Raw genomic sequence first — 14,368 nt, forward strand, 5'->3', positions numbered from 1 at the left:
GCCTTTTTACCGGCGCCCATGAGCGGCATGAGCGGCACCCGCAGCAGCCCCCGCGGCACCGGCGGCACCGGCGGCACCGGCGGGCCGCCCGCCCCGTCGCTGCGCAGCCTGCGCGCGGTGGCGGCCGTGGCCGCCGCGGGCAGCCTGGGCGGCGCGGCGCGGCAGCTGCACCTGTCGCCCGCCGCCGTGTCGCGCGCCGTGCAGGCGGCTGAGAGCGAGCTGGGCCAGCGCCTGTTCGAGCGCGGCGCGCTGGGCATGGCCCCCACCACCGCCGGCCAGCTGTGCGTGCTGCGGGCCGAGCGCGCCCTGGCGCTGCTGCGTGAGGCCGCCCAGGGCCTGCGCAGCCGCGGTGCCGGCCCGGCGGTGGAGGCCCTGCCGCGCCAGGTGAGCGACGCGCTGATGCGCGCGCTGATCGCCCGCGGCGAGCATGCCAGCGAGAGCGCCGCCGCGGCGGCGCTGGGGCTGTCGCAACCCTCGCTGAACGAGGCGCTGCGCCGCCTGACCCACCTGACCCGCCTGCCGCTGACCGAACGCACCCGCCAGGGCTGGCGCCTGAACGAAGACGGCGACTGGCTGCAGCAGCGCTTTCGGCTGGTGCTGGCCGAGCTGCGGATCGGCCGCGACGACCTGGCCGGCGACGGCGAGCGCGAGGCCGGCCGCCCGGGCGCCACCCTGGTGCTGGGTGCGCTGCCGATGGCCGGCGAGGTGCTGCTGCCCAGCGCAGTGGGCGCGCTGCTGGCGCGCCGGCCGGGCCTGGGCGTGGTGGTCAAGGACGGCACCTACGAGTCGCTGGTGCAGCTGCTGCGCCAGGCCGAGATCGACCTGCTGGTGGGCCCGCTGCGCGGCGCCGGTGCCGCCGCCGACCTGGCCGAGACACCGCTGTTCACCGACCGCTTCGTTGCCGTGGCGCGCCGCGGCCACCCGGCGCTGGCCGGTCGCCGTCTCACCAGCCTGCGGCGCCTGGCCTCGTACCCGTGGATCGGGCCGCTGGCCGGCACGCCGGCCTTCCAGGTTTTCGACCGCCTGTTCGCGCTGGCCGGCCTGCCGCCACCGCGGGTCACGCTGCGCGCCCACAGCACGGCGGTGGTGCGCTCGCTGCTGCGCGGCAGCGACCATGTGACGCTGATGTCGCCCTGGCAGGCCCAGGCCGATGTCGAGGCCGGCTTGCTGGCCTGGGCGTCGGCGCCGCTGCCGCAGTCCGAGCGGGTGATCGGCATCACGCAGCGCCGCCATGCGCTGGCCTCGTCGGCCTGTGCCCAGGTGATCGCGCAGCTGCAGGCCACCGTGGCCGGCGGCCGGGCCATCGGGCCGCCATAGGCAGAACGCAAGGGCTGCGCGGGCAGGACGCAGGGCCGGCCGACGCTGGATCGCCGACAGTTCCGGCGTCCGGTTTCCGAGGTCTGCCCATTCCATGACGTCCTGCTTCGCGGCCCTGCGCCGCCGACACCTGCTGGCCCTGGCCGGCGCCGGCTGGCTTGGCGCCGGCCCGGCGCGCGCCCAGGCGCCGCGGCCCATCCGCCTGGTGGTGCCCTTCACGCCCGGTGGCAGCACCGACATCCTGGCGCGTGCGCTGGCGCCCAAGCTGGCGGCCGCGCTGGGCGTCAACGTGCTGGTCGACAACAAGCCCGGCGCCGGCGGCTCGCTGGGCGCCAGCGAGGTGGCCAAGGCCGCGGCCGACGGCAACACGCTGCTGATGGGCCACATCGGCACGCTGGCGGTCAACCCGGCCATCTACCCCAAGCTAGGCTACGACCCGCTGACCAGCTTTGTGCCGGTGGCCTATGTGGCGCGCGTGCCCAATGTGCTGGTGGTCAAGGCCGATGCGCCGTGGAAGAGCCTCAAGGACCTGGTGGCCGCGGCCCGCGCCCGGCCCGGCAGCCTGACCTATTCGTCGGGCGGCAACGGCAGTGCGGCCCACATCGGCTTCGAGGCGCTGAAGCTGCGCACCCAGGTGTTCATGACCCACATCCCCTACCGCGGCACGGCGCCGTCGGTCACCGATGTGCTGGCCGGGCAGGTGGACTGCACCTTCACCGGGTCGCCGGCCGTGATCGGCCACATCCGCAGCGGCCGCCTGCGCGCGCTGGCGGTATCGAGCGCCCAGCGCCTGCCCTCGCTGCCCGATGTGCCCACCGTGGCCGAGAGCGGGCATGCCGGCTTCGAAGCCGACCAGTGGTACGGCCTCGTGGCCCCGGCAGGCACGCCGGCCGCGCTGGTGGCGCGGCTGAACGCCGAGGTCAACAAGGCCCTGGCCCTGCCCGATGTGGCCCAGCAGCTGGCCGTGGAAGGCGCCGTGCCGGCACCGGGCACGCCGCAGGCCTTTGCCGCGCTGATCCGCAAGGAGATTCCCCGCTGGGCCGAAGTGGCCCGGGCCGCCAATGTCAAGCCCGATTGAGCGCCGCAGCGGCGGCCCGGGGCGCCGCCAGCTGCTGCTGGGCGGTGGCGCGGCGGCGCTGGCCGCACTGAGCGCCTGTGCCGGGCCGGGCCTGCCGGGCCCGGGCACGCCCGGCCCGGCGGCCCTGAGCGGGCCGGCCGGCGCGGTGGAGCTGACCTGGCTGGGCCAGTCGGCCTTTCGCATCGTCTCGCCCGGCGGCAAGGTGATCGTCACCGATCCGTGGCTGCGCACCAACCCGCTCACGCCGCCGGCCTTCAAGCAGCTGGAGGTGTTTGGCCGCCTCGACGTGCTGCTGGTCAGCCACGGCCACTTCGACCACATGGCCGACGCGGTGGCGCTGGCCCAGCACTACCAGGTGGCGCTGCGCGCGCCGGGCGATCTGGCGCAAAGCCTCGCCACCCTGGGCCTGCTGCCGGCGGCCCAGCTGCCGCGCATGAACAAGGGCGGCAGCGTGACGCCGGTGCCCGGCATCACCGTGACGGCGGTGCGCGCCGAGCACTCGTCGATCTATGTCTTTCGCAACCCGCTGACCGGCAAGGACGAAACCCAGCCCGGCGGCGAGCCGCTGGGCTGGATCATCACGCTCGAGAACGGCTTTCGCATCTACCACGCCGGCGACACCGCGGTGTTCGGCGACATGCGCCTGATCGGCGAGCGCTACCGGCCGCACCTGGCGCTGGTGCCCATCGGCGGCAACTTCACGATGGACCCCGACGACGCCGCCTGGGCCGTGAAGGAGCTGATCCGCCCGGCCGCCGTGATCCCCATGCACTACGGCGCCAACCCGCTGGCGCGCGGCACGGCGCAGGCCTTTGTCGAGGCCATGGGCGCCAGCCCGGTGCGCGTGATCGTGGCCGTACCCGGAGCGCCGATGCGCTTTTAGCCGGCCGGCCGTTGGCCCTTGACCCCACACCACAAGAATTCGAGGAGACAAACATGACCCATCCGCATTGCCGCCCAGCCCGTGTGGCGGCGGCGGCCCTGGCCGCCCTGGGCCTGTGCAGCCCCGCCGCGCACGCGCAGCCGCAGTCGCAGTCGCAGCCGCAGTCGCCACCCGCCACCGGCAACGTGGTGATCTACGGGCTGATGGACGCGGCGCTGCGCCACGCCAGCAACGCCGCCGCCAGCCGCGCGTCGCTCACGTCGATGGAGGACGGCGTGATGACCGGCAGCCGCCTGGGCTTTCGCGGCCGCGAGGACCTGGGCGGCGGCCTGTCGGCCGGCTTCACCTTGGAGGGCGGCATCGACCTGGGCACCGGCAGCGCCACGCTGGCCACCGCGGCCGCCGCGGCCGACTACGGCGTGGACGCCGCGGCCAGCCGCTTTTTCGGCCGCCAGAGCTTCGTGAACCTGCGCGGCCCGCTGGGCGGCATCACGCTGGGCCGGCAGTACACCGTGGCGCACGAGATGGCGGTGCGCTGGCAGCCGCTGGGCAACCCCAACCACCCGGCCTTCTCGCTGTTCAGCAGCCACCATGTGCCGCGCCAGGACAACCTGCTGCGGCTGGACGGCAAAGTGGCCGGCGTGGAGCTGGTGGCCTCGCGCACCTTCGGCGAGCAGACCCGCGGCGACAGCGCCAACAGCGCCTGGGCCCTGGGTGCGGGCTACAGCCAGGGCGCCTGGTCGCTGAGCGGCGTGGTGCAGCAGATGAACAACCGCGCCGGCACCGAGACACGCCAGATCGCGGCGCTGGGCGGCAACTACCGGCTGAACGGCACGCTGAGCCTGTTTGGCGGCCTGATGCAGCGCAAGGCGGCGATCAGCCTGCAGAAGAACACCGTGTGGGCGCTGGGCGCCAATGTCGAGCTGCACCCGCTGGTGACGCTGAGCGTTCAGCACCTGGACGACCGCCAGCGCGGCAGTGCGGCGCTGACCGGCTCGCGCCGCGTGAGCTGGGTGCAGGCCAGCTACCGCTTCAGCAAGCGCAGTGACGTGTACGGCGGCCTCGACCAGAATCGGGTGGCCGGCGGCTACGCCAAGCCCGCCTTCATGGGCACCACCGGCACCCAGACCGGCACCACCTTCGGCCTGCGCCACCGCTTCTGATGACCCGACGCCCGCACCCCACCCTGCGCCCCGACCCGCAGCTCGACCCGCAGCTCGACCAGTCTCCCGACCGGCCCGACCCGCAACGCCGCGCCCTGCTCGGGCAGGCCGGCGCCAGCGCGCTGCTGGCCGCCACCGGCAGCGCCCGCGCGGCCGAGCGCTTTCCCGAGCGCCCGATGACGCTGCTGGTGCCCTTTGCGCCCGGCGGCATTGCCGACATCACCGCCCGCGCCGTGGGCGAGGCCATGGCCCGCCGCCTGGGCCAGCCGGTGGTGGTGGACAACCGCCCCAGCGCCGGCAGCATCGTGGCCAGCCAGGCCGTGGCCACCGCCCGGCCCGATGGCCACACCCTGCTGCTGATGAGCAACGGCCATGCGGTGAGCGTGGGGTTGTTCCGCAAGCTGCCCTACGACACGCGGCGCGACTTTGCGCCGATCAGCACGCTGGGCTTCTTCGACATCGGTGTCTTCACCGGCGCCGGCTCGCGCCTGCAGTCGCTGAAAGATCTGCTGGCCGCCGCCCGCGCCCAGCCCGGGCGGCTGAACGTGGGCACCATCGCCGTGGGCAGCACCCAGCACCTGGCGGCCAAGCTGTTCGAGACGGTGGCCGGCATCGACCTGACCGTGGTGCCCTACAAGGCCAGCCCGGCGGTGGTGAACGCGCTGCGCAGCGGCGAGATCGATGTCGCCTTCGAGATCCTGGGGCCGATGGTGGCCCAGGTGCAGGCCGGTGCGGTGCGGGTGCTGGCGGTGTCGTCCGACCGGCGCAACCCGGCCCTGCCCGACGCGCCCACCGTCGCCGAGGCCGGTGTGGCCGGCTACAACGTGGCCTCGTGGAACGCCCTGGCCGCGCCGGCCGGCACGCCACCCGAGGTGATCGCCACGCTGAACCAGGCCGTGCGCGAGGCGCTGGGCCAGGCGGCCGTGCAGGAGCGCCTGGCCAAGCTGGGCATGCGCCCGGCCGCCAGCGCGCCGGCCGACATGGCCCGCCTGCTGGACGGCGAGATCCGGCGCTGGGGCGAGGTGATCCGCACGGCGCGCATCGAGCCCGAGTAAGGCCCGGCGCCCGGCCGCCCGGGCCTCAGGTGCCGCAGAAGGTCTGGTAGCAGGCCGTCTGCTCGCGCGCTGCCGGCTCGGCATCGGCGGCGTGGCCCGCCTGGGCCTCGAACGGGCGCTGCAGCACGGCCAGCAGCTCGTCGAAGGGGCTCAGGTCGGCGTGCTCGATGGCCGCCGTCAGCACCGCCTCCACCCGGTGGTTGCGCGGGATGTACAGCGGATTGGCGCGGCACAGCGCCGCGGCGTGGCCACCGGCCGCTTGCGGCTGCTGCGCCAGGCGCGCGCGCCAGCGGGCCAGCCAGGCCTCGCGCGCGGGGGCCTCGGGCAGCAGCTGCTGCAGTGTGTGGGTGGCGGGCACACCCGAGATCCGGGCGCTTGGCGCGGCGTGATCGGCCACCGCGTCGCCCACCGCAACGCCCGCTGCACCGTCCACCGCATCAGCCAGCGCACGAAAGGCCAGCGTGTGGTCGGCGCCCTGGGCCTGCAGCAGCGCCAGCCAGGCCTCGGCCAGCGTGCGGTCGGCCTCGTCGTGCTCGGGCGCGTCGCCGGCCAGGCCCAGCTTGGCGCGCATCACCGCCAGCCAGCGGGCCGCGTACATGGCCGGGAAGGCGTCGATCACCGCGGTGGCGGCGGCCACCGCGCGGTCGGCGTCGGGGTCGATCAGCGGCAGCAGGCATTCGGCCAGGCGGGCGATGTTCCAGCGCGCGATCAGCGGCTGCTGGCCATAGGCGTAACGCCCGCCGTGGTCGATGGAGCTGAACACCGCCGCCGGATCGTGCTGCTCCATGAACGCGCAGGGGCCGTAGTCGATGGTCTCGCCCGACAGCGTCATGTTGTCGGTGTTCATCACGCCGTGGATGAAGCCCACGCCCATCCACTGCGCGATCAGCGCCGCCTGGCGCTCGGCCATCGCGCGCAGCAGGGCCAGCGCTGGCGGCTCGGTGCCCTGCAGCTCGGGGTCGTGGCGGGCGAGGGTGTAGGCCACCAGGCGCTGCACGTCATCGTGCCGACCGCGCGCGGCAAAGAACTGGAAGGTGCCCACGCGGATGTGGCTGGCCGCAATGCGGTTGAGCAGGGCGCCGGGCAGTACCCGGTCGCGCTGCACCGGCTCGCCGGTGGCCACCGCCGCCAGCACCCGGGTGGTGGGGATGCCCAAGGCGTGCATGGCCTCGCCCATCAGGTACTCGCGCAAGACCGGGCCCACGGCGGCCTTGCCATCGCCGCCGCGTGAATAGGGTGTGCGGCCCGAGCCCTTGAAAGCCCAGTCGCGGCGCCGGCCGTGGCGGTCGATCAGCTCGCCCAGCAGCAGCGCACGGCCATCGCCCAGCTGCGGCGAGAAGCCGCCAAACTGGTGCCCGGCATAGGCCTGGGCCAGCGGCTCGGCGCCAGCCGGCACCACCTGGCCCGACAGCACGGCCAGGCCGTCGGCCGAGGCCAGCGCGGCGGCATCCAGCCCCAGCTCGGCGGCCAGCGCGTGGTTGAGTTTGAGCAGCTGCGGCTGCGGCGCCGGCACCGGCGGCCAGGCGGTGTAGAAGCCGGGCAGCTCGCGGGCGTAGCTGTTGTCAAAGGCGATGGGCGGTAGCGGCATGGGGCAGGGCGTGGGCAGGGCGTGGGCAGGGCGTGGGCGTGGGCGTGGGGATCGGCGGGCGGGTGCGGCGCGAGGTCAGGCGCGAGGTCAGGCGCGAGGTCAGGCGCGATGGTGAGCCCCAGGCGGCGCGGGCGGCGGCCGGCGCAGGCATGTCCTCCTGGCGCCGGGGGGATTGGGCGGCGGGCGGATGCGCGGGTGTCAGCCGCCGGCCGCGGCGTGCGCCACCGCCACCTGCGCCGCCAGCCGCGCGTTGGCCAGGATCAGCGCGATGTTGCTGGCCAGGCTTTGCCCGCCGGTGAGCGCGCTCACCCGTGCCAGCAAAAAGGGCGTGGCGGCCTTGCCGGCCACGCCCTGCGCCTGGGCCTCGGCCAGGGCCTGGGTGATGGCGGCGTCGATGGTCTCGCGCGGCATGGCGTGTTCGGCCGGCACCGGGTTGGCCACCACCAGGCCAGAGCGCAAGCCCAGCGCCCATTGCGCCTGCATCACCGCGGCCACCTGGGCCGGGCTGTCGAGCCGGGCGTCCACGCCAAACGCGCTGTCGCGGCTGTAGAAGGCCGGCAGACGGTCGGTGCCATAGCCGATCACCGGCACGCCGTGGGTCTCGAGGTACTCCAGCGTCAGGCCCAGATCGAGAATGCTCTTGATGCCGGCGCACACCACGGCCACCGGCGTGCGCGCCAGCTCCTGCAGATCGGCCGAGATGTCCAGGCTGGTCTCGGCGCCGCGGTGCACGCCGCCAATGCCGCCGGTGGCAAAGATGCGGATGCCGGCCAGCGCGGCGATGATCATCGTGGCCGCCACCGTGGTGGCGCCGGTGCCGCCGGCCATCACGCCGGCCACCAGCAGCGGCAGGTCGCGCCGGCTGGCCTTGGCGGTGGCCTGGCCGGCCTGGCCCAGGCGCTCGATCTGCGCGGCATCCAGCCCGGCCTTCAGGCGGCCGTCGATCACCGCGATGGTGGCCGGCACGGCGCCGTGGGCGCGCACCTCGGCCTGCACCGCCAGCGCGGTGCGGGCGTTGTCGGGCCAGGGCATGCCGTGGCTGATGATGGTGGATTCCAGCGCCACCACCGGCCGGCCGGCCGCCAGGGCCTCGGCCACCTCGGGGTGGATGTCGAGCAGGGGGTTCAGGGTGGGGCTCATCGGCGCCGATTGTCGGCGTGCGGGCCGGCCCGGTCGGCACGCGGTGCCACAATTTGCCGCCCATGCCGACCCCTGCCGCCACCCCGCCGCGCCTGCCGCGCCTGCCGCTGTACCTGGACCTGATCCGCTGGAACCGCCCGGCCGGCTGGCTGTTGCTGCTGTGGCCCACGCTCAGCGCGCTGTGGATCGCCGCCGACGGGTTTCCAGGCTGGCATCTGCTGGTGGTGTTCACGCTGGGCACGGTGCTGATGCGCTCGGCCGGCTGCTGCGTCAACGACGTGGCCGACCGCGAGTTCGACCGCCATGTCAAGCGCACCGCGCAGCGCCCGGTCACCAGCGGCCGGGTGGGCGTGGCCGAGGCGCTGAAGCTGGGCGCCGTGCTGGCAATGGCGGCCTTTGTGCTGGTGCTCAGCACCAACCCGCCCACCATCTGGCTGTCGTTCGCGGCGCTGGCCATCGCGCTGGCCTATCCCTATGCCAAGCGCCTGGTGAGCATGCCGCAGGCGGTGCTGGGTGTGGCCTTCTCGTTCGGCATCCCGATGGCCTTCTCGGCCGCCCAGGGCGGGCGTGACTGGGCGCTGGCCAGCGTGCCGGCGGCCGTGCCCGCGCATGCCTGGTGGCTGCTGCTGGGCAATCTGTTCTGGGTGCTGGCCTACGACACCGAGTACGCCATGGTCGACCGCGACGACGACCTGAAGATCGGCATCCAGACCTCGGCCATCACCCTGGGCCGCTGGGACGTGGCCGCGGTGATGGGCTTTTACGCCACCTACCTGGGTTCATGGGCGGCCATCGGCCATGCGCTGGGGCTGGGGCTGCCGTTCATGGCCGGCATCGGCGTGGCCGCGGCCCAGGCGCTGTGGCACTACACGCTGATCCGCGAGCGCTCGCGCGAGGGCTGCTTTCGGGCGTTTCGCCAGAACCACTGGCTGGGCCTGGCGGTGTTTGCCGGCGTGGTGCTGGATCTGGCGCTGCGCTGACCAGGCGCGCATGACGCCGCGGCCCGGGCGCGTCATGGTGGGTGGGTTCAGCGGGTGGGTTGAGCGGGTGGGTTGGCCGGGCGGCTCAGCGCAGCTTGCCCAGCAGGGTTTGCACGTCGTCGAGCACGGCGCTCAACTCGGCTTCGCGCTTGGCGTCGGGTGACAGGCGGCTGTGCAGCTCCTGCTGCATGAAGCACACCGTCATGCGCACATAGGCGCTGTCGAGGGCCTTGCGCACGGCGGCCATCTGGCCGGCGATGTCGAGGCAGGGTTCGCCGCCTTCGATCATGCGCTGGATGCCGCGCAGCTGGCCTTCGGCCCGTTTCAGGCGGTTGAGCAGATCGGTGCGTGCGCTTTCGTCGGTGAACTTCGCCATGGTGCAGGCCTCCGGAGCCGGCAAGGGTGATGCAGAGCGGGCCATTGTCGCCAACTGCAACGGCCGGCGTGTGCCCAGTGTGTCGTCAGCTGTTGCAGGCGGCGCGCGACGCGGGCACGCCCAGCTTCTTCAGCACGATGGCCAGCGGGCAGACGTTGGTGAAGCCGAACTGGAACAGATTGGCGCCGACGAAGGCGGTGAAGGCCAGCGCCCAGGGGCTGACGAACAGCGGGCTGCCCTCCACGCCCAGCAGCAGCGAGATCATGATGAAGGTGCCCGCGATGACGCGGATCCAGCGTTCGATGGTCATGGTGTGACTCCAGGGGATTGAAGGCATGGGGCGGCGCCTCAGGCGCCTTCGTGTCGGCGCCGGTACACGGCGTAATAAAGCACCGGGATGACCACCAGCGTCAGCAGCGTGGCGACCAGGATGCCGAAGATCAGCGCCACGGCCAGGCCGTTGAAGATGGGGTCGTCGAGGATGAACAGCGCGCCGATCATGGCCGCCAGCGCCGTCAGCGCGATGGGTTGCGCGCGCACCGCGGCCGAGGCCACCACCGCATCCTGAAAGCCCAGGCCCTGGGCCACCTGCAGTTCGATGAAGTCGACCAGCAGGATGCTGTTGCGCACGATGATGCCGGCCAGCGCGATCATGCCGATCATGCTGGTGGCGGTGAACTGCGCGCCCAGCAGCGCATGGCCGGGCATCACGCCGATGATGGTGAGCGGGATCGGCGCCATGATGATCAGCGGCGTGGTGTAGCTCCTGAATTGAGCGACCACCAGCAGGTAGATCAGCACCAGGCCCACGGCATAGGCGGCGCCCATGTCGCGGAAGGTTTCGTAGGTGATCTGCCACTCGCCGTCCCACTTCAGCGCATAGGCGCGGTAGGGGTCGGCCGGCTGGCGGATCCAGTACTCGTCCAGCGGATGGCCCAGCGTCAGCGCCGCCAGCTGCGGGCGGATGGCGGCCAGGCCGTACAGCGGCGAGTCGGGCAACGTGGCCGCCTTGCCTGCGCTGCGCTGGCCCACATCGGCCAGCACGTAGCTCACGCCCTGCAGATCCTTGGTGAACAGCGGCTTGTCGATCACGCCGCGCTCCACGCGCACCAGCTCCGACAGCGGCACCTGCTGGCCGTTGGCGGCCAGCATCGGCAGGGCCAGCAGCGCGTCCAGCCCCACCTGGGCCTCGCGCGGCAGCTGCAGGCGCACCGGCACCGGGTAGGTGCTGCCGTCGTGCAGCCAGGCGGCGTCGGTGCCCGACAGCGCGGCCTGCACCGTCTGCGCCACCTGGGCCACCGGGATGCCCAGGCTCTCGGCGCGCTGACGCTGCACGCGCAGGAAGGCGCGCGGCGCGTCCTCCTTCAGCGTGCTGTCGATGCCCACGATGTCGGGCGCGGCGGCAAAGGCCCGGGCCACCGCGGCGGCCACGCGCTGGCGGCCGGCTTCATCGGGGCCGTAGACCTCGGCCACCAGCGGGCTGAGCACCGGCGGGCCGGGCGGCACCTCCACCAGCTTCAGGCGCGCGCCGTGCGCTTGCGCGATGGCGATCAGCGCCGGCTGCAGGCGTTGCGCGATGGCATGGCTCTGTTCCTGGCGGTGCCGCTTGTCGACCAGGTTGACCTGCAGGTCGCCCTGCTCGGCCTCGGCGCGCAGGTAGTACTGGCGCACCAGGCCGTTGAAGGTGATCGGGCTGGCCGTGCCGGCATAGCCCTGCAGATCCCGCACCTCGGGCTGCGCGGCCAGGTGCGCGGCCAGCGCCTGCAGCGTGGCGGCGGTGTCTTCCAGCGGTGTGCCGGCGGGCATCTCGACGACGAGCTGGAACTCGCTCTTGTTGTCGAAGGGCAGCATCTTCAGCACCACCCACTGCACGATCGCCAGGCCGACCGACAGCGCCAGCGCCGCCAGGATGCCGGCCAGCAGCAGCCAGCGCTTGCGCGCACTGGCCAGCAGCGGGCGCAGCAGGCGCTCGAACAGGCGCGTCAGGCGGCCGGCCATGCCCTGGGCCGCGCCGCCATGGCCGTTGCCGTTGCCGTGGGCGGCCACCGGTTTCATCAGCTTCAGCGCCAGCCAGGGCGTGACGGTGAAGGCGATGGCCAGCGACAGCGCCATGCCCAGGCTCGAGTTGATCGGGATCGGGCTCATGTACGGGCCCATCAGGCCCGACACGAAGGCCATCGGCAGCAGCGCGGCGATGACGGTCAGCGTGGCCAGGATGGTGGGACCGCCCACTTCGTCCACCGCCGCCGGGATGATCTGGCGCAGCGGTTGGCCCGGCGCGAGCTGCTGGTGGCGGTGGATGTTCTCGACCACCACGATGGCGTCGTCGACCAGGATGCCGATCGAGAAGATCAGTGCGAACAGGCTCACGCGGTTGAGCGTGAAGCCCCAGGCCCAGCTGGCGAACAGCGTGGCCGTGAGCGTGAGGATCACCGCCGCGCCGACGATCACCGCCTCGCGCCGGCCGAGCGCCAGGCCCACCAGCAGGATCACCGAGGCGGTGGCGAAGCCCAGCTTCTGGATCAGCTTGTTGGCCTTCTCGGCGGCGGTCTCGCCGTAGTCGCGGGTGATGCTGGCGTGCACGCCCTCGGGCAGCACGGTGTTGCGCAGCTGGTCGAGGCGCGCGCGGGCGCCGGCAGCCACGTCCACGGCGTTCTCGCCGGGCTTCTTGGTCACGGTGACGGTGACGGCCGGCGCCACCGTGCCGGCCGGCATGCTGGCCGCCCCTGCCGGCGCCGTGGCGGCCTGGCCCGCACCGGGGGTGAACCACACATGGCGCTGCGGCTGCGCGGCGCCGTCGCGCACCGTGGCCACCTCGCGCAGGTACACCGGGCGGCCGGCATGGCTGCCGACCACCAGGCCGGCCACCTCGTCGGCCGAGGCCAGGAACTCGCCGGTCTGCACCGCGAGCAGGCCGCCGCGGCCCTGGGTGTCGATCACGCTGCCGGCGGGCATGCCCACATTGGCTGCCGCCAGCATGGCCTTCAGGCGCAGGATGTCCACACCGCGCTCGCGCAGCCGGGTCGGGTCGAGCGCCACCTCCACCACGCGGCCGGGGCCGCCAATGGTCTGCACCTCGCGCGCGCCGGGCACGCGCTTCAACTCGGCCTCCAGCGTGTGCGCCACGGCCTGCAGCTGCAGCGCGCTGCGCGCGTCGTCGGCCCACAGCGTGATGCCCAGCACCGGCACGTCGTCGATGCCCTTGGGCTTGACGATGGGCGCCAGCGTGCCCAGGCCCGAGGCGCCCGCGCCGCTTCCAGCGGCGGGCAGCCAGTCCTGGTTGGCATTGAGCACGTCGTACAGGCGCACCAGCGCCTCGGTGCGCGGCACGCCCACCTTGAACTGCACGGTCAGCACCGCCAGGCCGGGGCGCGACACCGAGAAGGTGTGCTCGATGCCGGCGATCTGGCCCAGCACCTGTTCAGCCGGCCGCGCCACCATGGCCTGCACATCGGCGCTGCTGGCCCCCGGGAAGGGGATCAGCACATTGGCCATCGTGACGTTGATCTGCGGTTCTTCCTCGCGCGGCGTCACCAGCACCGCAAACAGGCCCAGCAGCAGCGCCACCAGGGCCAGCAGCGGGGTCAGGGCATTGGCCTGGAAGGCCGCGGCCAGGCGGCCGGCCACGCCCAGGCGCGGCGCGGCGGCGTCGGCCGGCCTGATGGGGGTCGGGGTATCGCTCATGGCCTGGGTGTCGGTGGAGTCGGCGGGGGCGGCGGGCGGCTCACGGCGCGGGGCTGGCGTCGGCCAGGCCGGCGCGCACGGCGTCGGCCGCCACGCGCTCGCCGGGCTTCACGCCGGCCAGGATCTCGATGCCGTCGGCACCCCGGCTGGCACCGGTGCGCACCGCGCGCAGCACAAAGCGCGTGCCCTGGGCCACATATACCGCGCTCAGCTCGCCGCGGCGCAGCACGGCAGCGGCGGGCAGCACCAGCGGGGTCTGGGCGGCCGCTGCCGTTGCGGCGGGCGTCGCGCCCGCGAAGTGCACGCGCAACTGCTGGCCCGGCAGCAGCGGCTGGCCGGTGGTGGCGCGCGAGGCCAGCCCGGCCGGCAGATCGAGCCGCCATTCCACGGTTTGCGACACGGCATCGGCGCCCGGCAGCAGCTGGCGCGCCACCGGCGTGATGCGCTGGCCGTCGGCCAGCTCCACCTGCACCTGCTGCGCGCCGCGGGCCGCAGCGGCCAGCGAGGCCGGCACCTGCACCACGGCGCGCAGCGCGCCGGGGGCGTAGACGGTGGCGATGGCCCGGCCCGGCGTGGCCAGGTCGCCGGCCTGCACATGGGTGGCCAGCACCACGGCGTCAAACGGTGCGCTGATGGTGCTGAAGCCGCGCACCAGGCTGGCCTGGGTGCGCCCGGCCTGGGCCTGGGCCAGGCCGGCCTGGGCGGCCTTCAGCGCGGTGTCGGCCTGATCGAGCGCGGCCTGGCTGACGAAGCCGTGGCCGCGCAGCTCGCGCGCCCGCTCGGCCGCCAGCCGGGCATTGCGCCACTCGGCTTCGGCCTGCGCCACGCCGGCCTCGCTGCGCAGCACGCCGGCCTGCAGCTCGCGCTCGTCCACGCGGGCCACCGGCTGGCCGGCCTTCACCCGGTCGCCGGCCTTGACCTGCAGCGCCACCACATTGCCGCCCACCTGGGCGGCCAGCGTGGCCTGGCGCACCGGCTGCAGCACGCCGTCGAGCGACATCGCGCCGCTGGCCGTGCCGCCGCGGGCCGGCACGGTGGCCACCGGCGTGGCAGCCCCGGCCGGTGCAGCGGCCAGTGCCGCGAACAGCAGGGCGACGGCCATCA

General features: G+C 73.9%; 12 protein-coding genes. 6 read left to right on the plus strand and 6 right to left on the minus strand.

The annotated features are described in order from the left end of the window. The first annotated feature begins 27 nt into the window (after window positions 1-27). The 5 genes from N4G63_RS01400 to N4G63_RS01420 all read left to right on the plus strand — a co-directional run bounded on the left by N4G63_RS01400 (window position 28) and on the right by N4G63_RS01420 (window position 5,496). Complete coding sequence (locus N4G63_RS01400) at window positions 28-1,317, plus strand: LysR family transcriptional regulator (RefSeq protein WP_314599258.1); 1,290 nt, start codon at window positions 28-30, stop codon at window positions 1,315-1,317. A 94-nt stretch (window positions 1,318-1,411) separates the two neighbouring features. After that, a complete protein-coding gene (locus N4G63_RS01405; protein ID WP_260789152.1) occupies window positions 1,412-2,395 on the plus strand; it encodes a Bug family tripartite tricarboxylate transporter substrate binding protein in 984 nt (327 codons plus the stop codon). Further along, the gene (locus N4G63_RS01410; RefSeq protein WP_314599259.1) at window positions 2,379-3,278 is read left to right on the plus strand and encodes a metal-dependent hydrolase; all 900 of its coding nucleotides are present in this window, start codon (window positions 2,379-2,381) and stop codon (window positions 3,276-3,278) included. The genes N4G63_RS01405 and N4G63_RS01410 overlap by 17 nt, the downstream gene beginning before the upstream one ends. Window positions 3,279-3,331: 53 nt before the next feature. Beyond that, window positions 3,332-4,441 (plus strand): porin, encoded by a 1,110-nt coding sequence (locus N4G63_RS01415; protein WP_260789148.1) that lies wholly within the window; start codon window positions 3,332-3,334, stop codon window positions 4,439-4,441. Then, window positions 4,441-5,496, plus strand: coding sequence for a Bug family tripartite tricarboxylate transporter substrate binding protein (locus N4G63_RS01420; RefSeq protein WP_314599260.1), 1,056 nt, complete (start codon window positions 4,441-4,443; stop codon window positions 5,494-5,496). Before N4G63_RS01415 ends, N4G63_RS01420 begins: the two co-directional genes overlap by 1 nt. 25 nt (window positions 5,497-5,521) lie before the next feature. Here the strand turns inward: N4G63_RS01420 and N4G63_RS01425 are convergent, their stop codons facing one another. Beyond that, the gene (locus tag N4G63_RS01425) at window positions 5,522-7,084 is read right to left on the minus strand and encodes a protein adenylyltransferase SelO (RefSeq protein ID WP_260789144.1); all 1,563 of its coding nucleotides are present in this window, start codon (window positions 7,082-7,084) and stop codon (window positions 5,522-5,524) included. A 198-nt stretch (window positions 7,085-7,282) separates the two neighbouring features. Continuing rightward, window positions 7,283-8,224, minus strand: coding sequence for a pseudouridine-5'-phosphate glycosidase (locus tag N4G63_RS01430; protein WP_260789143.1), 942 nt, complete (start codon window positions 8,222-8,224; stop codon window positions 7,283-7,285). Window positions 8,225-8,286: 62 nt separating this feature from the next. Between N4G63_RS01430 and ubiA the strand changes: the two genes are divergently transcribed. Further along, entirely contained in the window at window positions 8,287-9,204 is a 918-nt protein-coding gene (gene ubiA / locus N4G63_RS01435) for a 4-hydroxybenzoate octaprenyltransferase (RefSeq protein WP_260789141.1), read from the plus strand. Window positions 9,205-9,289: 85 nt separating this feature from the next. Here the strand turns inward: ubiA and N4G63_RS01440 are convergent, their stop codons facing one another. The 4 genes from N4G63_RS01440 to N4G63_RS01455 form a co-directional block, all read right to left on the minus strand. Continuing rightward, window positions 9,290-9,580, minus strand: coding sequence for a metal-sensing transcriptional repressor (locus N4G63_RS01440; protein WP_260789139.1), 291 nt, complete (start codon window positions 9,578-9,580; stop codon window positions 9,290-9,292). An 85-nt stretch (window positions 9,581-9,665) separates the two neighbouring features. Then, a complete protein-coding gene (locus tag N4G63_RS01445; protein WP_260789137.1) occupies window positions 9,666-9,890 on the minus strand; it encodes a YgaP family membrane protein in 225 nt (74 codons plus the stop codon). Window positions 9,891-9,928: 38 nt separating this feature from the next. Beyond that, entirely contained in the window at window positions 9,929-13,264 is a 3,336-nt protein-coding gene (locus N4G63_RS01450) for an efflux RND transporter permease subunit (protein WP_260789136.1), read from the minus strand. A gap of 40 nt (window positions 13,265-13,304) precedes the next feature. Then, entirely contained in the window at window positions 13,305-14,366 is a 1,062-nt protein-coding gene (locus N4G63_RS01455; RefSeq protein WP_260789135.1) for an efflux RND transporter periplasmic adaptor subunit, read from the minus strand. Window positions 14,367-14,368 lie beyond the last annotated feature (2 nt).

Origin of the sequence: Aquabacterium sp. OR-4 (genome assembly GCF_025290835.2) — a bacterium.
Lineage (GTDB): Bacteria > Pseudomonadota > Gammaproteobacteria > Burkholderiales > Burkholderiaceae_C > Pseudaquabacterium.